Origin of the sequence: Paenibacillus nanensis, from assembly GCF_003583765.1 — a bacterium.
GTDB lineage: Bacteria > Bacillota > Bacilli > Paenibacillales > Paenibacillaceae > Pristimantibacillus > Pristimantibacillus nanensis.
Genome location: NZ_QXQA01000010.1, coordinates 59,397 through 80,871 on the forward strand (window position 1 = coordinate 59,397; position 21,475 = coordinate 80,871).

Consider the following 21,475-nt stretch of genomic DNA (forward strand, 5'->3'; position numbering starts at 1 on the left):
GTTTTAGTGCAAACGTTTGTCAAAATGCGGCGATTCACGTAATGACGGGTAAATTCCTCGCGAATCGCATATAAAAGGGATTGACAGCGCTTTATTTTCGGATTTAGAATAGATAAAGCAAACGCTTTCAAGGGAAATTTACTAGTATCTTTGGTCTGGAAAATGCCGCTTGGGTTCGTTTGCCTTTTATTTTGAGGTTAATGCAAACGTTTGCATCAATCTGTTGCACAGCTTGAAAATAAGGAAAGGAGACTCGGTATGAAGAAATGGAGAAGGTACGGCAGGCTTTTATCAGTGGTAGTGGCTGCTGCGCTGCTATGGACGACGATCGCCATTCCGCCCGCACAGGCGGATGATGACCAGCCGAACAAAGTAACCCTGGTCGGCACGCTGCAGACAGCTCTTGGCGCGGCAGGCGATTGGGATCCTGCAGCGGATGCCACCGCGATGACCAGCCTCGGAGGCGGCAGCTATAAGCTGACGGGCACGCTGCCGGCAGGGAATTATGAGTATAAGGTTGCCCTGAACGGCGCATGGACAGAGAGCTATGGCATCGGCAGCTATACGAAGCCGAACGCGGAGGAGAACGGCGGCAATATCGTGCTCAGGCTGTCCGAAGAGACGGAAGTAACTTTTTATTACAACCATACGACGAAGAAGATCGCGGACTCCACCTATTATTCGCCGCTTCCGCAGGAGAAGTTGCCTCGGGTTGCGGGCAACATGCAGGCGCAGCTGGGCGATTCGGGGGATTGGAACCCGTCCTCGGAAACGCTGCTCATGGCGGATCGCGATTTTGACCAGATCTACGATGTGACGGCAACGCTTGATCCGGGCGACTATGAATATAAGGTCGTGCTTGGCGGCGGCTGGAACGAAGCCTATCCGGGCTCGAATGCGGCATTTACTCTGCCTCAGGAGCTTCCCGTAACGTTTACATACCATGCGGGGACACATGAGGTGAAGGCGAATTTCACTTCTCCGGCGCCGGCTGATCCGGTTCCGGAAGGGCATTTGCGGATCCATTACAAGCGGGCCGACAACAGCTATGATGCGTACGGCTTGTGGCTATGGGAGCATGTGGCGTCCCCATCGGCCAACTGGCCGTCGGGAGCTACGGCTTTTCCCGCAGACAAGAGAGACGGCTACGGCGCTTATGTCGACGTGCCTTTGGCTGACGGCGCGGCCAAGGTGGGCTTCCTTGTCGTGAACCGGTCAAGCGGGGAGAAGGACGGAGGCGATAAGTCGGTCATTCTTTCGTCCCCGGAAATGAATGAAGTGTGGATTAAGCAAGGCGACGACAAGGTGTATGCTTCGCCGACCGGGGAGGTTGCGAAGGCTCTCTTGTCCGCCGAGATTGTGTCGGATAATCAGCTGCTTCTCGGCTTTACGACGACGGAGGGGCTTAACGCGAGCGCCTTGGCGCAAGAGATTACCGTTCAAGACAAGAACGGCGAGACGCTGACGGTTCAGAGCGCGGCTCTTCAAGCCGGGCAACCGGCGGTTACATTGACGATGTCGCAAAACATAAACCTGGACAACACGCCGCTTTCGGTTCAATACGGCGGGCGCACGATCGCGGCTAATGTCGGGTGGCGCTTGCTGGATCGCAAATATACGTATGACGGCAATGATCTCGGGGCGACTTATAGCGGCGGCAGCGTAGCGCTGAAGCTGTGGGCGCCGAAAGCGAGCAAAGTGACGGCTAACTTCTATGACAAGAACGATGCGGCTGTACTTGTCGGAAGCGTGGACCTGACGATCGGCGAATATGGCGTATGGTCGGCGCAGGTCGACCCGCAGGATTTGACCGGTGCCGGGATCGCGGATTTGCGCGGTTACTACTACCAGTATGAAGTCACGAATAACGGCGTGACGAAGAAGGTGCTGGATCCTTACGCCAAGTCGATGGCCGAGTTCCGCGTGAATACGGCGGGCGAGGCTGGACCGGACGGGGATACGGTCGGCAAAGCCGCAATCATTGACTTGAGCGGCACCGACCCTGACGCTGATTATGGCTTCGCGGAAATCGACGGCTATGAGATACGGGAGGACGCGATCATCTGGGAGGCTCATATCCGCGACTTTACGTCCGATCCTTCCATTGCCGGCGATTTGAATGCGCGCTGGGGCTCGTACAAGGCTTTTATCGATAAGCTGCCGTACATCAAATCGCTTGGCGTAACGCATGTCCAGCTGCTGCCGGTTATGGCGTGGTATTACGGCGATGAAGCGGCTATGGGCACGCGGGAGATGGAGTACTCGGCAAGCGGCAACGAATACAACTGGGGCTATGACCCGCACAGCTATTTCTCGCCGGACGGCGCTTATTCCGAAAATGCGAAGGATCCTGAGCTTCGCGTGAAAGAATTGAAAGAGCTTATCGACGCGATTCACGAAGCGGGCATGGGCGTCGTGCTGGACGTCGTCTATACCCATATGGCGAAAGCGGATTTTCTGAACGACATCGTGCCGAACTATTATGCTTACCAAGACGCGAACGGCAATTTCCTCGGCGATTTCGGGAACAACCTGGCGATGGACCATGCCATGGCCGAAAAGCTGATGGTGGATTCGGTGCGCTACTGGTTCGACGAATATAAAATTGACGGCATGCGCTGGGACATGATGGGGGACGCGTATTACCCTGCCGTGCAGAAAGCGTACGATACGGCGTCCGCGCTTAACCCGAACGCGTTGTTTATCGGCGAAGGCTGGCGCACGTTCAAGGGGAACCTGGCCGACCCGTCGCTGGCAGGCATGGGAGCCGACCAGGACTGGATGGATCAGACGGACAGCGTCGGCGTGTTCTCCGATGAGATCCGCAACGAGCTGAAATCCGGCTTCGGTTCCGAAGGCGAGCCGCGCTTCATTACGGGCGGTGCCAGAAGCATTCAAACGATCCTGAACAATATTAAAGGCCAGCCAAGCAACACGGCGGAGGACGATCCGGGCGATATCGTTCCTTATATCGAGGCCCACGACAACTTGCCGCTGTATGACGTCATCGCGCAGTCGATTAAGAAGGATCCTTCGATACCGGCCAACGATCTGGAGATCCATAAGCGCATTCGGCTCGGCAACTTAATCGTGCTGACCTCGCAGGGGACCTCCTTCCTGCATGCGGGCCAGGAGTACGGCCGCACCAAGCAATGGCTGGGCGCCGGCGTGCCGGAGCAGAAGTACCATGCGCTGGAGGATGAGTCGGGCAATGTTTTCGGCTATTTTATCCATGATTCTTACGACTCCTCCGATGCGATCAATAAGTTCGATTGGGCCAAGGCGACGGACGCGGCTGCCTATCCGGTTAACCATGTGACAGGCGAATACACCAAAGGTTTGATCGCGCTTCGGAAGTCTACCGACGCTTTCCGGCTCGGCGATCAAGACCTGGTGAACACGAACGTTACGCTTATTGACGCGCCCGAAATCGCGGATAACGACCTTGTCATCGGGTACAAAAATGAGGCCATGGACGGCAGCGGACACTATTACGTGTTTATTAACGCCGACAGCACCGGCAGAACGTTGACGCTTTCCGAGGATTTAACGTCCGGAATTGTTGTTGTCGATAACGATGAAGCGGGAACTGCGGCCGTGGCATCGCCATCCGGCTTCCAGCTGACTGCGGACGCCATTACTCTCGATCCGTTAAGCGCGGTCGTCATTCGGATGGATGCGGCTGCTCCGTCGATGGTGTCGATTGCGACGGATGACAGCGAGCTTGCGCTTCATACGGACGAAACGCATTCGATTTCGGTTTACGCTCACTATGAGGGCGGCAGTCGGACGAAAGTGAGAGGCGCTGCCTTTACATCGAGCAATCCGATGGTCGCTGCGGTCTCTGGCGACGGAGTCGTGACGGCGGTCGGCGCCGGCCGAGCGCAAATTACAGTCGAATACGGCGGCTTCTCTGCCATCGTGACCGTCGAGGTGACGGAAGCGGATAGGGCAAGGGTCGTTCAATTCAACTATATCCGGCCTGACGGCAACTATACGGATTGGAACATTTGGGTATGGAATACGGGCGCGCAGGATGGCCAAATTCTGTTTGACACCGTACAAAACGGCGTTGCAACCGCAACAATCGAGGTTGCGGACGATGCGGTTGGCGTTGGATTCGTCCTGCGGAAAGGAACCAACTGGGATACGGCTAAGCAAGATATCGGCTACGACCGCATCATTCCGCTTGCGGACGGGGACCGGTATACGAAGGTGAACGTAACCAGCATGGTGGGCGAGCTGGACGTATTCCCGACGATTGACGGTCCATATCTCAAGGACGGCAACATGACGTTCCGCTACCGGGACGAAAGCTTGTTCCGCCAAGGACAAATGGACCGCATAGACGGCGTGCAGGTGAAAATCGGCGGCCGGACTTATGACATGGTGTACGATCCGGCCAAAGAGTGGTTCGAGTACACGCTTCGGAATGCCGCAGAGGGAAGACACGTCTATACCTTCCTTGTGACCAAGGACGGCGAGACAGTGGAACGGAACGATCCGACGAACACGGCGGACGGTCAGTCGGTGGTCGATTACCGCAAGCCGGCGGTTACCCTATCCGGCAGTGTAGCGCCAAGCGTCATTCATTCCGATGAGAACGCGGTGCTGCGTATTAGCGCTTCTTCGTCTGAGCCGCTGACATTCCGCGAAGGCGCGATGGATTTGAGCGCTCTTGGCGGACCGTCTGCCGCTCCGTTCAATACGGAGCTTATGGCCCATACCATTGCGGTTCGGGATACCATAACAGCGGGCGTGAAAAATATCCCGGTATCGCTCGTCGATCAATACGGCAACACGCATCGCACGAGCCTTCAGGTAACGGTGAAGCCGAGAACGTATACGGGCGAGCTGGATTTCGACTTCGACGAGTCGCGGATATACTTCCTGCTGACCGACCGGTTCCAAGACGGCGATCACACGAATAACGAGAACGTCGACAAGTCGCATCCTGAGGCGTACCATGGCGGCGATTTCCGGGGGTTAATCGATAAGCTGGATTATTTGGATGAGCTCGGCATCAATACGCTATGGATTACGCCGATCGTCGATAATATCGATTTCAACAAAGGCGTCGATTTCGGCGGCACGCAATACGGCTACCATGGCTATTGGGCGAAAAACTTCACGGCGCTTGACGAGCATCTCGGCGATATGGAAACGTTCCAGGAGCTGATCGAAAAAGCGCATGACCGCGGCATCAAAATTATGGTGGACGTCGTGCTGAACCACACAGGCTACGGTCTGAAGCCGGGAGATAACTACCCGGGCGTGACCGAGGAAGATAAGGCGCGGTTCGCGGATATGCTTCGAACGAACGGTCTGTCAGCGGATGTGAACCCGATTAAAGGCGAGCTTGCGGGCCTTCCGGATTTCCTTACGGAAAATGCGGACGTGCGGGATGCCATCATCGAATGGCAGACGGCTTGGCTGGAGCGCGCTAGGACGGACCGCGGCGATACGATCGACTACTTCCGCGTCGATACGGTTAAGCATGTGGAAAGCACCACATGGGTCGCGTTCAAAAACGCGCTGACGGACATCGACCCTGGCTTCAAGCTGCTTGGCGAATATTTCGGCGGTACGGTCGATGGCGACGGCGGCATGCTGGAAAGCGGCCAGATGGATGGGCTGCTTGACTTTGGCTTCAAGGAGCAGGCGAAAAACTTCGCCGGCGGAAGCATCGACGCGGTGGACGCGTATTTGCAGGACCGCGAGTCGAAGCTTTCGAATACGAAGACGATGGCGCAGTTCCTTGGCAGCCATGACGAGAACGGCTTCTTGTCTCATTACGTTGGCGGCGACAAGAGCAAGCTGATGATTGCGGCCGCGCTGCAAATGACGGCCAAAGGGATCCCGGTCGTCTATTATGGCGAAGAGCTGGGCCGCTCCGGCGCTAACGGAGGAGATATGAGCCAAGGACAGTATAGCGAGAATCGGGCGGATATGCCTTGGGACCAGCTGGACGAAGAGCGGCAGCTGCATGAGCATTACGAGAAGCTGCTCAACATCCGCGCCGACTATTCGAAGCTGTACGCCAAAGGCGCGCGCACCAAGCTTGCCGGCAGCGACGCGCTGGGCTACTTGGCCTTCAACAAGAAATACGGGAACGAAAATATTGTAACGATCATCAACACCAAAGAAGAGGCGGTTGCCGTAACGCTGAACGTGCCGTTCGTTCCGGCGACGCAAGCCGTCGATGAGTACGGCGGCCAGACGTATACCGTAACGGCGGACGGCAAGCTGACCGTACAAGTGCCGGGCCGCGCGGACGGCGGCACGGCGATTATTAGCGGGGTTTCGCCTCAGCCCGTGCAAGGCGGCAATGGGGCGATTGTGACGCAGCCGGCGCAATGGCCGGGAGCCAAGACGGTGTCAAGCAGCGCGCTTACGGCCGGCAAGGACGGCAAAGCGACAGTGGAGCTGGGAGCTGGGGAAACTGGCGTCATACTGCCTCTGCAGGCGGCATCCCTGCTCGGCACGAATGATCTGGAGCTGACGGCGGAGGATTTGACCGTCGTGCTGCCTCGCAAGGTATTGGAGGACGCGGCGAAGCTGCTTTCTGAAGGCGAACAAACTTCGGATACCTATATTTTATTCGAGGCGAAACCGCTAACGGATGATGAGAGTGAGGCGGCGCTCGAAAACGCCGGCGGCAGCGGCCTGTCCTTGAAGAGGCTGTCTCCGATCTATGACTTCCGTATCTCCATCCTGAAAGGCAATAAACAGGTCGGCGTACTGAAGCGTTTCGAGCAACCGGTTGCCGTTTCTTTCACGCTGCTTGGTCCGATAAAGGAAGAGATCAGCGGTGTATATTACTTGAGCGAGGCCGGGGAATTCCAGTATGTAGGCGGCGAGCTGAAGGACGGCGTCATGACGGCGTCATTGCATCATTTCAGCGCCTATGGCGCGCTTGAAATAGACCGGACGTTCGCCGATATGCCAAGCGGCCATTGGGCGGAGCAAGCGGTGAAGTCCTTAGCGGCCAAAGGCGTTATCGAAGGAATAAACGACATGCAATTTGCGCCGAACAGGCAGGTGACGCGCGCGCAATTCGCCGCGATGCTCGTGCGGGCATTGCGTCCGGCAGGCGAGTGGACAGAGGCGGAGGGCCTGTTCACCGATGTCCCGGCCGAAGCTTGGTACGCGCCATATGCGGAAGCGGCTTATGAGCTGGGTATCGTGAAGGGGCGGGGCGGCAAGACCTTTGCGCCGAACGATGAAATAACCCGCGAGGAAATGGCGGTTATGCTGCTTCGGGCGTACGTGCTGACAGGCGGAGAAGGCGCGAACGGATCAGCGGCTGAACCGGGCTTCCCCGATCTTGAAGCGGTTAGCGATTGGGCGACGCATGACCTGTCCGAAGCCGCGAAGCTGGGTCTTGTAAAGGGCAAGGCGGACGGCCGCTTCGCGCCGCAGGAGAAGCTGTCGCGCGCTGAAAGCGCCCAGGCTATTTATAATGTACTGACTTTGCAGCAATAAGTTGATAGGAAGAGAGAAAGGTCCCGGCCATGAATGGCGGGACCTTTCTCTATTACCGCAGCGATATTCTTCCTACATAATAACCCGCAAGGAAGATCGTCACGATCAGAATGAAATGAATCAGGAACCAGCCCAGCTTGCCGTAGGTAAGATGAGCCATAGGATCGATCGGCTTCCGCTTCGACTCGGGTACGATAAGCTCCCCGATCTTTTCGAAGATTAGGACGTAAATCCACCACCACGTATAGGAATCCCAAGTATCCCAATACCCGGCGTATTGGATAATCCGCGTAAAGTTCACGGATAGCAGCTCGCCTGTCATGCCGATATGGACGATCGCCCAATAAAACGGGATTTTCCACCGCCATTTCTGCGGGCTGAAGCGGACACCGAACAAGATATAGAAAGGAAAAATTGTCAGCAATGCAAAAATAGGCATGGGTGTCACGTTAGGAAGGAGACGATAAGGGAAGGTATAGAAGCCGAGCCGTACGAAAATATAGCATAGAACTTCTCCTACAGCTGCGCTAATCAGGTAGAGCAGACCATAATGTCTCCAATCCTTGCTTATAATCCACAAAGCCCCGAGCGATGAAAGCGATATGGAGGACAATAAAACGGCTTTTTCAAGCGCCATAGCGGCTGTTCACCTTCCCTCGAGTCATTTCCTCGAGATTAGGGTGTTGTTTTTCCAAAAAAAGTATGTACGACGACGGCTAAAGAATTCGAAAGACCGGTTCATTCGGTAAAAAATGCACCGCAATTTGCGGGAATCGCTGCTTCAAGCGGTCGGCGAGCAGCTTCATGCCGGCTTGTTCGCTCTCCGCGTGGCCAAGCGCGAGGAGTCCCTTCGCGTGTCCGAGATGTACGGCATCCCGGACATACTCCGGCAGTTCCCATTCCGGCCCTTCGCCATATACAATCAGGTCCAGCTGATGCTTCTCGAACAGAGGAATCGCGAGCGAGCCGCCGCCTCGATACCCGACGAGCACCCCGATCCGGCGGCACATGCTCTCCGCATTTCCAGCCGTGCGAATATAGGCCGCTCCGAGCCGGGCTTTCGCATGCTCAGCTAACTCCGATAATGATCGGGGAGGAATGTCCACAACCGAATACGCCGGTTCTCGCTCGAGCACATGCTCCTCCCAGCCTAACGCACGCACCAACCCTTCGGTAATGGTGTCCGGCTGATAGCGATGGCAATAATCGTGGCAACGAAATACGGCTAAACCGGAGTCGCGGATATAAGCTTGCTTGGCTAGATAGACCGGATCCTCGGATAACGAAGCCCCAAAAGAGTCGTGGTGGCTATAATACAGCCCCTCATGCGCAATGACCAGATTGGCGCCGAGCGCACGGGCCTCCTCAAGCACGCGCATCGTTGGCATAAACGTCATAACGACGCCGGTCACCTCCGTATCGGACTCGCCCGTTTTGAGCGTATCAACGGTTTGCTCCAGCAGCCCGACAGGCTCGATCAGCGCCTGAATGATATCCTTTATTTTCAAACTCATGTCGAAAATAGCCTCCTCATTCCAAGGATTGTCTTATAATGGGATCATATCATATTCCACTTGAGAGGAAGGATTCATTTGACGATCAAAAACCGCATCAATACCTGCTTCATCCACCTGCAAGACCTGAAAAAGGCGAAGGAATGGTATACAACGGTGTTTCCATTTGAGATCGAGGCGGAGGCGGACGGGGATTTTCTTCTATTCAAAATGGAAGGCACCGAGCTTATGCTGCTGCAATCGCATCATCAGAGCATCACGCCGCTTCCTTATTCCGTTTTTTTCTTTGAGACGGACAACGTGGAGGAGACATACCGGGAGCTGACCGGCAAAGGTATACGCGCGGACGAGATCGAGCCGTTCCCGGAAGGGATGAGAGGCTTCCATGTCTATGATCCCGAAGGCAACATGCTCTTAATATGCTCGCGCCCCGCAGCTTAGTAAAAAGCGGTTTAAAAAAAGCTGTACATAGATCGGCCGCTCGAATTGTTGTAGCATAGTGCCATATGACATTTTCGGCTATGTGAAAAGGAGGCGGCTGATGAATCCGCTGCAAAGAATGGAACGCATGGAACAAATGGAGCTGGAGCTCACCCAATGGAATGCCAAACGGGCGCTGTCGCCGATCGAGAAACGGCTTGAAGTGAAGCGTGTCGGACACGCCACTCTGCTCCGCGACCAGACGGCGCCGATCTCGATGTATTACAACCGGGTCAAAGGCTTTGGTCCGGACGAGCTGCCGCTTCTCGGGGAGATACTCGACTATTACGGAGACTTCGCGCCGTGCTTCGACCTAACGCCGGATCGGATGACCGAGGAAGTGACGCGCGCGCTGAGCGAAAAAAGCTTTGTCCCAGTCGAACAGCTGGCTTTTCTGGCCGTTCAGCCAGGGAGCAGAGATTTGGATACGGCGCAGCCGCCTTTCCAAATCGAACGGGTGACGGAGGAGAGCGCGGAAGAGTTTATTGAATGGATCGTGCTGTCCTCGAACGGCGGGATCAAAATAACCGACGCGATGATTGCGCGGACAAGGTCTTATTTCCATGCCCCGCATTTTATCAACTATATGCTTCGCATTGACGGAGAACCGGCGGCCATGTCATCGCTGTTCGTTCATGGCCAAGAAGGCTATCTGGCTAACGACTTTACGTTTGAGGCCTACCGAGGCCGGGGCTGCCAGACGGCGCTTATTGAGCGGCGGCTCGGCGATGCCGCGCGGCTAGGCCTGACGGATGTGTATACCGATGTGCGATACGGCTCCGTCAGCCATGGCAACATGGAGAAGGCCGGATTCCGGACAGCCTTCCTCAATACGTTTTGGATGAAAAACTGACTTCAGTTTAACGCGACAAGGGGATCGACAACATGACCGAACAAATCATTTTATTGCCGAATGGCATTCATTTACATGTACAGGCTGAGCTTACGGAGAAGCCCGTCGTCTTGTTCCTCCATTACAGCGGCGGAACGCTGGGCATGTGGAACGGCGTGCTTCCTCTGTTCGGCTCGGGCTGCAGCATCGTTGCGCCCGATTTCAGGGGGCATGGCCGGTCGGATAAGCCGGAGTCCGGTTATCACATCGAGGATATGGCGGACGATATTTTTTTGCTGCTGCAGCAGCTTGGAATCGCCAAAGTCCATATTGTAGGCAGCTCCATGGGAGCGGAGGTCGGACTGTGCCTTGCGGCGAACCATCCCGAGCTCGTACAATCGCTGGTTTGCGAAGGCGCGCTCTACAATGAGTTCGGTGACTATGGGCTGTTCGATGGCACCGCGGAGGAGATCGAGCAGGAGAAAGCGCGGGTCATGGAGCGGATGTCGATGCGGGCCGACCTCGTATACGATTCGCGCGAAGCGTATATCGACGCCCTCAGAGTCTCTTACGAGACGCAAAACCTTTGGAATCCGGTAACGGCCAAGTTTGCGGACAGCACGATGGAGTTACGCGAGGACGGGACGTATGGCAACCGTTATTTGAACCGTGTCCGAATGGCGTACATGAGCGGCTATTTGGATTTGCGGTTCGAGGACTACTATAAGCGCGTAAGCTGCCCGGTATTGTTCCTGCCAAGCGAGGACGAATGGGCAAACGAAAAGATAAGAGCGAGTATAAAGGAATTCGGGTCGCTTGTCCCTTCTTATGAGATTGGGCATCTGCCGGGCGCGATGCACGCTTTCGTCTGGATGCAGATGCCGAAGGAAGCGGGCGGGATGGCGAAGGCTTTTATCGACAAAACGGAGAAAGCGGCAATTGCCGGTTAATAGAACAAACCCTCCTGACTAGGAGGGTTCTGTTGTCTAAAGCGGTCTATATCGTAAACCGGTTCATCAACGTCTGAAGATTTCCGCCGAGCTCGTTCAGCTTGGAAGTCGCTTGCGTAATTTCGCCAAGCGAAGCTTGTACGCTGCCGGTCAGCTTGACGATTTCCTGCACGCCGCCATCGGAGTTTTCGGCGGTCTTCGCCATCTCTTCGACCGTCGCGGCAATCTCTTCGCTGCCGGCGGCCAGCTGCTCGCCGACGAAGGAGATATGATTGATCTGCTGGTTGAAGCCCGAGATAATGTTGCCGAGGCCTACAAGAATAATGCAGGTAATCGATGCCGCGGAGAATAAGGCCGATCCGAAAATCAGGTTCGTCAATACGACGGCGGCAACGCCGATTACCGCTCCTTGCAGGAAGTTTTTCAGAAGATAGAGGAGCAATTTTTTAAACACTTCGCGTTTCACGTCCACAGGATTTCCTCCAGTTCATTCAAGCTGCGATTCCCAATTTTGACGCTAATAAAATTCGACAACATCGCTATCATATCATCATTTTTTTTATTTAGGAATTATTATTTTCAAAGTATTAGAACTATTTATAACTAGCGCGCGTCGCCCTGTAAAACGCCTTCCTGAAGCGCCTTAGACGTGGCTTCATCCCGGTTTTTGACTTGGAGCTTGGAATAGATGCTGGAGATATAATTGCGCACGGTGCCTTCGGCGAGGAACAGCTTTTCGCTGATTTCCTTATACTTTAAATTGTCGGCCAGGCAGTAGAGAACCTCCATCTCGCGATCGGTAATGCCGTAGCTTTGCTTCCAGCTTTCGATCTGCTGCGCCGATTCATCCGAGCTCCTCGTCTGACGAAGGAACCGCTTGGCCATGGCATGGGAAATCATCGTCTCGCCCATGTGGACAAGGCGCAGCTTAGCCATCAGCTCGCGCAGCGGCGTGTTCTTGCTAAGGTAGCCCTCCGCTCCGGCGTGGATCGACTCGTAAGCCTCTTCGACATCGTCTGAAGAGGTCATGACCATGATGCGGGTTTGCGGCGTGGCCTCTTTCAATGAAAGCGTCAGCGGCTTTCCGCTAGAGTCCTTCATGCTGGAATCCAGCAAAATGACATCCGGATGCATCGTGAGGCCTAACCGTATCGCATCCTCCGAGCTGTCGGTATGGCCGATGACCTCCATATCCGATTGAAGCGATAATAGCGTGACGAGGCTGTCGCGGACAAGCGAGCTGTGGTCTGCGACGAGAACCCGGATAGATGGCTGATCCGCCTCATTTTTGATCGCTGCGCGGCATACGGCGGTTACGCCTTTATTCAGGAAAGAATGCATGTCAAACGCTCCGCCGATGACCGACATCTGCTCCGTAACGGAAGCCATTCCCGCATTCCAACGCTCCTCTTCGGACATCGCCCCGTCATCCTCCACCCGCATCTCGATATGAGCGGCCATGTAAGCGAGTGTCACCAGCACCATATGCGCTTGTCCCGCCTGCGCGATACTCGTGAGAAGCTCGTGCAGACATTGGGTGAAAGCATGAATGACCGGCCTGGAGAGAGGGGCCTCCTCTCCTTTCACGACAAGCTCGATCTTGCCGGACATCCTTTTTCCAACCTCTTGAATGATAGGAGCGGCGGCTTCAGAGAGGCTCACCGCAACATTGAGCGGCTCGAGCTGCTGAAGCGCTGCCCGCACCTCCAGCATGCCTCGCTGGGTGTGCTCGATAAGCGGCTGCAGATCGGCCTCTCCGCTTGGCCGGTTCTGCAGCGTCTCCATATGAAGAATAAGCGACGCAAAGGTATGGCTCACGGAATGGTGGAGCTCGGTCGAAATCCGGTTGCGCTCCTGAAGCGCGGCCGTATGCTTCACCTGCGCGGCATATTGCTCCAAAGCGCGGTACTGCTGCTCAATAATGCGGTTCTTCTCCGCAATCTCATTCCGCGCACAGAGCAGGGCGTTAAACATGATCCCGAGCCCGTAAAACACAAAAGCCGATATCAGAATCGAAATATAACTGACAAAGCTGTCCCATAAGGAAGGCAGTGAACCTATAGCCATGACTGCGGCAACCGCTAGGATGCTGCGCCACCGATTCCCGGCAAGCGATTGATAGAAGCCGAGCATTAACGTATACGTCACAAAATTGCCGGTCGCCGTTGAATCGACAGGCGCGAATACGGGGGTAAGCATGAGCAGGAACAAGAGCTCCGCGGCGACATACCAAGTCCGGTTCCGCAGCAGCAGGAGAAACGGAACGATGTAAGAAAGTCCGATCCCCACAATAATGATCCAGAACGGAATCTGAAAGTCGTCCTTCACGACAGCGACGTTATACAATACCGATATAAATACGATGGCCCGAATAATAAACATGATCCAATCGTAGCCATTCCACTTTTGCTGAATTGTCATCTTATGTCCGCTCCTCGTTTTGCCTGGATGTACAACCTCTATTTATGCAGATTTATGCGGCTTTGTCACGAGAAATTAGGCGAATGGCAGGCTCACAAACCTTGTGACATCGCCGTCACTGCCGTTATGACAGCGGGTTCGGCTACGATACGGCTATCGGCCTACACAGAAGCGCCGAATGAACCGAATTAGGAGTGTTGTACACATGTTAAAAGCTTTAAACAGCATGCAAAAGGTTTCCGTATTTCTAGCGCTTATCTTCCTCTTCTTGTTCATGCTCATTATGCTGCCGGTCGAGATTGATCCGACAAGCTTTATGTACGTTCCCGTAACCGCCGCGCTTATCACGATGCTGCTCACGGGCGAAGCGTTTTCGAAGGAAGGCTGGAGGCAGCTTGGGTTTCATCGGTTTTCGTTCAAGAGCGTTCTCGTTGGTTTCCTTATTCCGCTTATTCCGATCATCGTTGGTTTTGCTATCATTTGGGGGTCGGGGCTTGCTGAGTTCGGGCTTGCCGAGGAGTTCAAGGGGCAGGAGCTGGTGCTTGCTATCAGCTTTGTCATGACGCTCATCGTTTCATCGCTAACCGTGACGCTTGGCGAAGAAGCAGGCTGGCGCGGATATTTATCTGCGAAGCTGCAGCAGCTGGGCTTCGCGAAGTCGTTACTGCTTAACGGCTTTATATGGGGGTTGTTCCATCTTCCGATTATGCTCCTGACCGATTCGTACCACGGCGACATGAACCCCTATCTTTACATCCCGATGTTCGTGGTTACCGCGACGCTTGCGGGCGCGTTCATCACGTACCTCCGGTACAGGTCGGGCAGCATCTGGCCCGCAATCATCGCGCATACCTCGCATAATTTGGCGTGGAATTACGGCGATATTTTTACGCAAAATGCGGATCCGGTCACAGGCTACATGACAGGCGACAGCGGCGTCGTGCTTATTTTGTTCTATGCGGCGGTGCTGGTCTGGATTCTGCTGAAGGGGAAGCGTCCGGCAGGATATTTCAAAGCTCATATGGAATAGTAAGGTACGCTCTGATTATTTCAGAAGCTTATATCTTAAAAGGATGTTTGGCCATGGACGCAAAGGCGAATGAAACAAAGCAATCCTTATTAAGTAAATTGAAGACGATGGCAAAAAAGCTTAAAGCAAACTTGCTGGTGATGTATTTGGCGTATCGTGATCCGCGGGTACCATTGTTTTCAAAAATATTTGCCCTTTGCGTTGTCGCGTATGCCTTCAGCCCCGTAGATCTAATCCCGGATTTTATACCGGTTCTTGGATACCTGGACGACTTGATTCTTGTCCCGCTAGGTGTTTACATCGCTCTGCGGCTATTTCCAAAAGAAGTGCTCGATGAATATCGGACAAAGGCTGAAGAGCGAAAAAAATTAGGCAAACCCCAAAACTGGATTGCCGGCACAATCATAATAGCCGTATGGATAGTAGGCATTGTATGGTGCGGCTGGTATATCTATGGACAGTTTAAATAGCCGGTGTTAAACAAGGCCGAGAATAGGTAGATAGATTGGATCGTATTTCATATTTGAAAGGAAGCGAGCTCAATTATGGATAAGACGCGGCAGGCCGGTATTGCGATTAATCAGTTAGGCTATCGGAGCAAAGACGTTAAGATTGCCATCCGGAGAGACGGAAGCGGGGGCTTTTCACTAGTGGACGCGGGAAGCGGAGAAACGGTGTGGCAGGGCGAGACGGGGCAGGCGGAGTGGAATGAGGCTAGCGGAGGCATGGTCAGCCGCGGCGATTTCTCGGGCTGGCAGCAGCCCGGCGTCTATCGCATTGAAACCGATAAGGGCGAGATTTCTTACCCGTTTGTCATTGCGGATGACGTATACGAGGAGGCGCACCGCGCCTTACTGAAGGCTTTCTATTTCTTCCGCTGCGGAATGGAGCTGGAAGAGCGTCATGCGGGACCATGGACGCACCGCGCCTGCCATTTGACCCCGGCCATTGTGTACGGCGAAGAGGAAAAACGCGTGGATGCGCATGGCGGCTGGCATGACGCCGGCGATTATGGCAAATATGTCGGCCCCGGCGCCAAGGCGGTAGCCGACCTGTTGCTTGCCGAGGAGTTTTATCCGCAGGCATTCAAGCGGGAGCTGGGCATTCCGGAGAGCGGCGGGTTCATGCCGGACGCGCTTCAGGAATGCCGGTACGAGCTCGAATGGATGCTGCGCATGCAGGACGGGGCGACAGGCGGCGTATACCACAAGCTTACGACGCTGCAGTTCCCGCCGGGAGATACGATGCCGGAGGACGACACGGCAGAACTGTACGTCTCGCCCATATCGGCGACGGCGACAGGGTGCTTTGCCGCGGCGATGGCGATGGCGGCGAGACGGTACCGCCCGTATGACGAAGCTTTTGCGGCAAGCTGTCTGCGTGCGGCGGAGAAGGCTTGGGACTGGCTGGAGGGTCATCCCGGCTATCCGGGCTTCCGCAATCCGCCGGCGGTCTCCACCGGCGAGTATGGAGATGAGCAGGATGCCGACGAGCGGTATTGGGCGGCCGCCGAGCTGTATCGAACTACCGGAGAATCCAAGTACCACGAAGCATTCCGTCAGCTTGTGGATGCGGTCCAGCCCTTCGGCCTGTTCGAGCTGGGCTGGGCGAATATGAGCGGGTACGGGACGATCGCGTACTTATTCTCGGAGAGAGAACAATCGCCGGCGTTAGCGGCGCAGCTTCGGGAAGGGCTGCTTCGCCGGGCCGATGAACTGGCCGCTGTCTGCGCGGCTGACGGTTACGGGATCTCGCTTCAGCCGGAGCAATATATATGGGGGAGCAACATGCTCGTGATGAACCATGCGATGCTGCTGCTTGTCGCGAACCGGTTATCGGGCTCCGCTGCTTATGAACGCCATGCGATCAAGCATGTCCATTATTTGTTCGGCGCCAACGTACTCGGCATGAGCTATGTGACGGGGCTCGGGACGAAGCCGATTCTGTATCCGCACCACCGCCCATCGGAAGGCGACGGGGTGGACGCGCCGGTTCCGGGACTTGTCTCGGGCGGACCGAATTACCGCCTGCAGGACGATTACGCGCGCGAACACCTGGCGGGCAAAGCGCCGGCGGCCTCCTTCGCCGACGTTATGGAGAGCTACTCGACGAACGAAGTGACGATCTATTGGAACTCGCCGGCCGTTTTTGTTCTTTCCCATTTTGTAGGCCTGTAGAACTCCTATCGAATGGAATAATTTCTCATAGTTTCGCCGCTTCCGTCCAAAGACCTATAATGATAGAATAGGACCAGCACATAAAGCAATCCACGATAACGGCAAAGCAGATGAAAATCTGTGACGCAAAGCTACAGGGGCTAAGGTAGTGCAAGCTACGACGCCAGCCAGCTACCGAAAGAGGGCTATCCAAGACTCCCTGTTTCAGGGGGTCTTTTTTATGGTAAACATCGAAGAGGGGCAGGAAGACAAGCATATGACACAGCAAGCCTACAGCATCAAGGTGAACCAAGCGACAAAAACAATGGAGATGATGGTATCCGGCACTTTTACGCCGCAGGACTACGAAAACTTTGTAAAAGACTACATAGCTTCCACGACATCGATGAATGCGGCAGAGTACAAGCTCGAGGTCGACTGCAGGCAGATGGCACTTCTCCGCCAGGAGGAAGTCGAGAAGCTGAAGGCATCGTTCACGCGGTATAAGGAGAGCGGCTTCCAGCAGGTCATTCTCATCATTACGCAAGCCCAATTGGTCAATAAAATGCAGCTGGCGAGAGTTGCGCGAGAAGCGGGGCTTGGCAACGTAGAGATTATTGTGCAGTAAGCAGCGGGATTGGAGAGTATCGGCATCATGAGCTACATTAAAATAAGAACGGTTGAGGTATACCATCCCAGCCAGAGCAGAGATAACGAGTTTTTCTACCGCCGCTTTGATGAACGCGGGCAGGATATCCGTAGCTTCATGGCGCATATGGGACGCCAAAGCCGATTCGTGATCACATCCGGTGAAGAAAACACGCTGACCATGGGGATCGAGGCTGCGCGGAAGGCGCTTCAGACAAGCGGGCTGAAGGGAGAGGACATCGACATGATCGTCTTCTCTACGCAAATCCCGGAAACATCATTTCCGACTAACGCTTTGAAGCTTCATGCCGCGATCGAAGCGGACAGCCGCGCCATTGTGATGGACTCCAACGCCAACTGCGCGGGGATGACCGTCGCGGTCGATCATGCCGTCCGTTATATGCAAGGAAGTCCGCATGTGAACCGCGCTCTCATTGTCGGTTCTGATTACAATACGCTGATTTCGAATCCAGAGGACGCCGTCACTTATGCGAATTACGGAGATGCGTCATGCGCCGTCATTTTGGAGAAGACGGAAGAGGCGACAGGCTTCATGGACGCGGCCTATTATACCGATTCGAGCTTGAAGGACTTCATTATGTATCCGGCGGAAGGGCTTGCGGCGGCAATGCTTGACGGCAGCGACGCCCGGTACATAAAGTGGCTGCCCTTTGACGCGAATTCGGCGATGCCGCCGACTTATGACATGCTTCAAACTTTGCTGGACCGTAACGGGCTTGCGGCGGCGGATGTGGGAGCGTACTGCTTGTCACAGTTTTCGCTCGCGAACATACTGAAAATACAGGAGCATTTCAGCCTTCGGGATGAACAAATGGTCTATGTAGGCGACAAGTACGGCTACACGGGAACGAGCAGCCCTTTCATCGCCTTGTATGAAGGCATAGCAGCCGGCCGCGTTAAGCGGGGGGACACCATTCTCTTCTGGACGATCGGATCGGGCTTTCAGCTGGCCGCGATGCTGTTCCGTTATTAAACCGAACTTATATGATGACAAATAGAACCGCCCCTCCGGCACGGCCGAAGGGGCGGTTTATCTTTGGCTTTATTTCTGTCTGTCGATCCAATCCGCCATGTCCGTGATGACCTCGGCGCTGACATTGGCAGGTGCGCCGTATTCCATGCCTATGGACAATCCGTCATATTCGGTCATCAGGTGGTTCAGCTTCGGATAGGATTTGAATGCCGTATTAGGACGAGCGGCGAGTGCCGTCTTCCAGCCTTCGTACTGCTTCATGGAAACTTGCCAATCGTTCTCTCCTTGCAGAATAAGCAGGGGAGCGGTTTGGCTTTTGGCCGACTCGCTCGGCACATAATCGCGCTGCTCATACCACCAATAGGCCGGCGGAAGAGGGAATGGCTCCGGCAGCTTCTCGGCCGAATATTCAGGGTTCTGAATGAGCGCTGCCGTCTGTTTGATCATGGCTGCGCTTCTCTCCTGAGCGGCGATCATCTCTTCGGGCAAGCCGAGCTCATTCATCCGTTTTAACGCTTCATCCTGCTGCTCCACCATCACGTCCGTCAATTGCCCGCTAGGCGCAGACAGCAGGATCGCACCGTCAATGAGGCTATTCGTATCGCTGTCCAGCATCATGGGAACGGCGTACCCGCCTTGGCTGTGGCCGGCTACATAAATACGCGCGGAATCAATTTCCTTCATCGCTGCAAGCAGACCCGCGGCCAGCAGCGCGTCGTCTGCCGTTTCGTTTTTTAACGTAAATTTCGGCTGGGCCGACAGCTTGAACGTGTGCTCCTTCGACACCTTCTCATATCGCAGAGTCGCGATGTTGCGGGCGGCGAGGCCGGCCGCAATATCCTTGAATACTTTCGCGCCTCCGATGCTCGAATCCCGGTCATGCGGGCCTGATCCGTGTACCAGGATGACGGCCGCGAACGGCCCTTCGCCTTCCGGCAATGTTAATGTGCCCGGCAGCGCATATTCGCCATCGCCAATGACGACCTCTTTCTCCGTATAATTCCCTTTATCGTATTCGGGCTTCTGATACGGCGTAGCAGGCGTCAACGGAGCAAAATACAAATCGTCGATAAGGCCGTCAGCCTTGAACCGGACGGTAATTTCCAGCGGGCCTTTGTCGGTCTCGTACCCCATAACGACGCTTGTATGAACATCATTGGTTTGAACAGCGGCCGTAAGCTGCATGGCCGGCCGGCCATAAGCCGCCGCATACTGCTGTGACAGCACGCCTAACGTTGGTTCCGGAAGCGACTGCTGCAGCGGGGCGCTCATCATGGATGGAAGTTTTGATGCGGCGCCTGCAATTAGATGATGGACAAATAAGCTGGCGGCGCCCTTGAAATCGCCGGCATCGACCGTCACAGCTTCGTCAGCCGCGCTCCAAAACGCCGCAGTTCCTAACGATTCGTTCAGAAAGTCTAACGAAGCGTATGTCTTTTGGTCCGCAATGGATACGGCTTCGCTCATCTGTATCTCCTTGCCGTTCACAATCGCTTGCTTCTTGCCGACGGTGAGGATGATCGTGTCGGCTCCGCGCAGTATCGTTACGGCTCGGGCGGCAGGATCCCATTCCACTTTCGCTCCAAGGGATTCCGCTACCTGTCTGATTGGCACCTGCGCCGAGTCTGCCAGCGGGGCCCGAGCGGTTTCGGCGGCGGTCTTCACGCTGCCCGAAGAGAGGGCGGCTTCCTGTGCCGCGTAAGTGACGGACGGAGCCGCCATGAGCAATGCGATAGAAGAGGCGATAATGGCTTTTTTTGCAGTGGGCTGTACACGTTTCAAAATAATCACGCTCCTATAGGATTAATTCGGTTTTTTGATCAGCTTTTCTACTTCCTTAGCCACCAGATCCGGATGATAGAGATGAATGTAGTGCTTGGAATCGCGAATGACGACCTGCTCCGCATCCGGCGACCAGCTTGCCCAGCTTCTTTGACTTTCCAGCCAGGCCTTATTGTTTCGGCTGCCAAAGCGGTCTGCGGTTAAGGCGATCAATGGAATCTCGAGCGGTTTTTTGCCCTCTGCCACCTTCTTGGCGTTAGCCCGGCTTAATCCCAGCTCGTCTGTCATATTCCGATTAAAGCCTTTCAGAAGAAGCGCTCTTTTCTCCAGCTCCTGCAGCTCTGCCGGGAGCAGTCTTAATTCATTGCGCTCGCTCTGAATGGACTTGGCAAGCTTGCCGCTTTGCATAATGACTCTGGCAATCCCCGTGTTAACCGCGAATCGTTGCAAGTGCGACATGGCTGTAACGGCGGGTGCTTCCGCATAATACTCAGGCGTTCCTCCGTCAATGAGGAGGATTCCCTGCACTTCCCCCGGATAGGTCTGCGCGTACCGAACGGTCTCAAGGGAACCTAACGAATGGGCAACGAAGACATACGGCGGCTTTTGTCCGGATAACTGCAGCAGAGAGTGAATCTCTTCGACCATGACGTCAATATCCCGTCTTTGATCGGTTAGCTCGCTGAAGCCTGTGCCCGGACGTTCATATACAGCCACCTTGGCAAACGACGCCACCCTTTCCGTTAAGGGATAAAAATCGGCGTAAGGACTGACGGTCCCCCAGCCCGAAGCAAAAACTACCGTTGCGTCACCGGTTCCTTCCGTGTACAAATGCATCCTATGGCCGTTCACCTCATACAGATCCCCGACCGGAACATAATGGTCCCGATCCTTTTGAACCCCCATCCATTGATAGAGAGCTCCGATGGCGAGCAGCAATAACATTCCTGCGATCACATACAAACTCATCTTTCCTAGCTTTTTTAGCATGCTGCGCTCCGCCCGCTTTTTTGAAAATCCGCCAAAACAATCGGCTTCAATGCGACTCTCCCCCTATCTCTAATCCTGCTTACATGTTCTACGACGGATAAGAGATCGAAATCGTTCATCGCCGGTTGAAAAAAATCCAAAAAAATGAAAAAAGCCGGCCAGGAGATAATTCCTGACCGACCGTTATGAGACC

General features: G+C 54.8%; 15 protein-coding genes and 1 riboswitch. Of the genes, 9 read left to right on the top strand and 6 right to left on the bottom strand.

Annotation, left to right across the window (positions count from 1 at the left end):
- The first annotated feature begins 258 nt into the window (after positions 1–258).
- Complete coding sequence (locus tag D3P08_RS16070) at positions 259–7,485, top strand: alpha-amylase family glycosyl hydrolase (protein ID WP_119600729.1); 7,227 nt, start codon at positions 259–261, stop codon at positions 7,483–7,485.
- A 52-nt stretch (positions 7,486–7,537) separates the two neighbouring features.
- On the opposite strand, the gene D3P08_RS16075 is transcribed toward D3P08_RS16070, so the two are convergent.
- Together D3P08_RS16075 and D3P08_RS16080 are read right to left on the bottom strand one after the other, a co-directional pair.
- A complete protein-coding gene (locus D3P08_RS16075) occupies positions 7,538–8,122 on the bottom strand; it encodes a CBO0543 family protein (protein ID WP_119600730.1) in 585 nt (194 codons plus the stop codon).
- 79 nt (positions 8,123–8,201) lie between these two features.
- Entirely contained in the window at positions 8,202–8,999 is a 798-nt protein-coding gene (locus D3P08_RS16080; protein ID WP_119600731.1) for a Nif3-like dinuclear metal center hexameric protein, read from the bottom strand.
- A gap of 78 nt (positions 9,000–9,077) precedes the next feature.
- Between D3P08_RS16080 and D3P08_RS16085 the strand changes: the two genes are divergently transcribed.
- The 3 genes from D3P08_RS16085 to D3P08_RS16095 all read left to right on the top strand — a co-directional run bounded on the left by D3P08_RS16085 (position 9,078) and on the right by D3P08_RS16095 (position 11,261).
- The gene (locus D3P08_RS16085; protein WP_119600732.1) at positions 9,078–9,440 is read left to right on the top strand and encodes a VOC family protein; all 363 of its coding nucleotides are present in this window, start codon (positions 9,078–9,080) and stop codon (positions 9,438–9,440) included.
- 100 nt (positions 9,441–9,540) lie between these two features.
- Entirely contained in the window at positions 9,541–10,332 is a 792-nt protein-coding gene (locus tag D3P08_RS16090; RefSeq protein WP_119600733.1) for a GNAT family N-acetyltransferase, read from the top strand.
- Between the two features lie 32 nt (positions 10,333–10,364).
- On the top strand, positions 10,365–11,261 hold the full coding sequence (locus D3P08_RS16095) for an alpha/beta hydrolase (RefSeq protein ID WP_119600734.1): 897 nt from the start codon (positions 10,365–10,367) through the stop codon (positions 11,259–11,261).
- A 46-nt stretch (positions 11,262–11,307) separates the two neighbouring features.
- On the opposite strand, the gene D3P08_RS16100 is transcribed toward D3P08_RS16095, so the two are convergent.
- On the bottom strand, positions 11,308–11,733 hold the full coding sequence (locus D3P08_RS16100) for a methyl-accepting chemotaxis protein (RefSeq protein ID WP_119600735.1): 426 nt from the start codon (positions 11,731–11,733) through the stop codon (positions 11,308–11,310).
- Between the two features lie 131 nt (positions 11,734–11,864).
- Positions 11,865–13,682: a helix-turn-helix transcriptional regulator gene (locus tag D3P08_RS16105; RefSeq protein ID WP_119600736.1), complete on the bottom strand. Its 1,818-nt coding sequence runs from the start codon at positions 13,680–13,682 to the stop codon at positions 11,865–11,867.
- A 205-nt stretch (positions 13,683–13,887) separates the two neighbouring features.
- Between D3P08_RS16105 and D3P08_RS16110 the strand changes: the two genes are divergently transcribed.
- The 5 genes from D3P08_RS16110 (at position 13,888) to D3P08_RS16130 (ending at position 18,510) form a co-directional block, all read left to right on the top strand.
- The gene (locus D3P08_RS16110) at positions 13,888–14,712 is read left to right on the top strand and encodes a CPBP family intramembrane glutamic endopeptidase (protein WP_162848503.1); all 825 of its coding nucleotides are present in this window, start codon (positions 13,888–13,890) and stop codon (positions 14,710–14,712) included.
- Between the two features lie 53 nt (positions 14,713–14,765).
- Positions 14,766–15,182 carry a YkvA family protein gene (locus D3P08_RS16115; RefSeq protein ID WP_119600738.1) on the top strand — a complete coding sequence of 139 codons (417 nt, stop codon included), beginning with the start codon at positions 14,766–14,768 and terminating at the stop codon, positions 15,180–15,182.
- Between the two features lie 75 nt (positions 15,183–15,257).
- On the top strand, positions 15,258–16,889 hold the full coding sequence (locus tag D3P08_RS16120; protein ID WP_119600739.1) for a glycoside hydrolase family 9 protein: 1,632 nt from the start codon (positions 15,258–15,260) through the stop codon (positions 16,887–16,889).
- Between the two features lie 90 nt (positions 16,890–16,979).
- A riboswitch (cyclic di-GMP riboswitch) is annotated at positions 16,980–17,068 on the top strand.
- Positions 17,069–17,109: 41 nt separating this feature from the next.
- Positions 17,110–17,496, top strand: coding sequence for a hypothetical protein (locus D3P08_RS16125; RefSeq protein WP_240647575.1), 387 nt, complete (start codon positions 17,110–17,112; stop codon positions 17,494–17,496).
- A gap of 27 nt (positions 17,497–17,523) precedes the next feature.
- On the top strand, positions 17,524–18,510 hold the full coding sequence (locus tag D3P08_RS16130; protein WP_119600740.1) for a 3-oxoacyl-ACP synthase III family protein: 987 nt from the start codon (positions 17,524–17,526) through the stop codon (positions 18,508–18,510).
- 69 nt (positions 18,511–18,579) lie between these two features.
- Here D3P08_RS16130 and D3P08_RS16135 read toward each other — a convergent pair whose 3' ends face one another.
- Positions 18,580–20,292 carry an alpha/beta hydrolase family protein gene (locus tag D3P08_RS16135; RefSeq protein WP_119600741.1) on the bottom strand — a complete coding sequence of 571 codons (1,713 nt, stop codon included), beginning with the start codon at positions 20,290–20,292 and terminating at the stop codon, positions 18,580–18,582.
- A gap of 21 nt (positions 20,293–20,313) precedes the next feature.
- A complete protein-coding gene (locus tag D3P08_RS16140) occupies positions 20,314–21,282 on the bottom strand; it encodes an alpha/beta fold hydrolase (RefSeq protein WP_119600742.1) in 969 nt (322 codons plus the stop codon).
- Between the last annotated feature and the right edge of the window lie 193 nt (positions 21,283–21,475).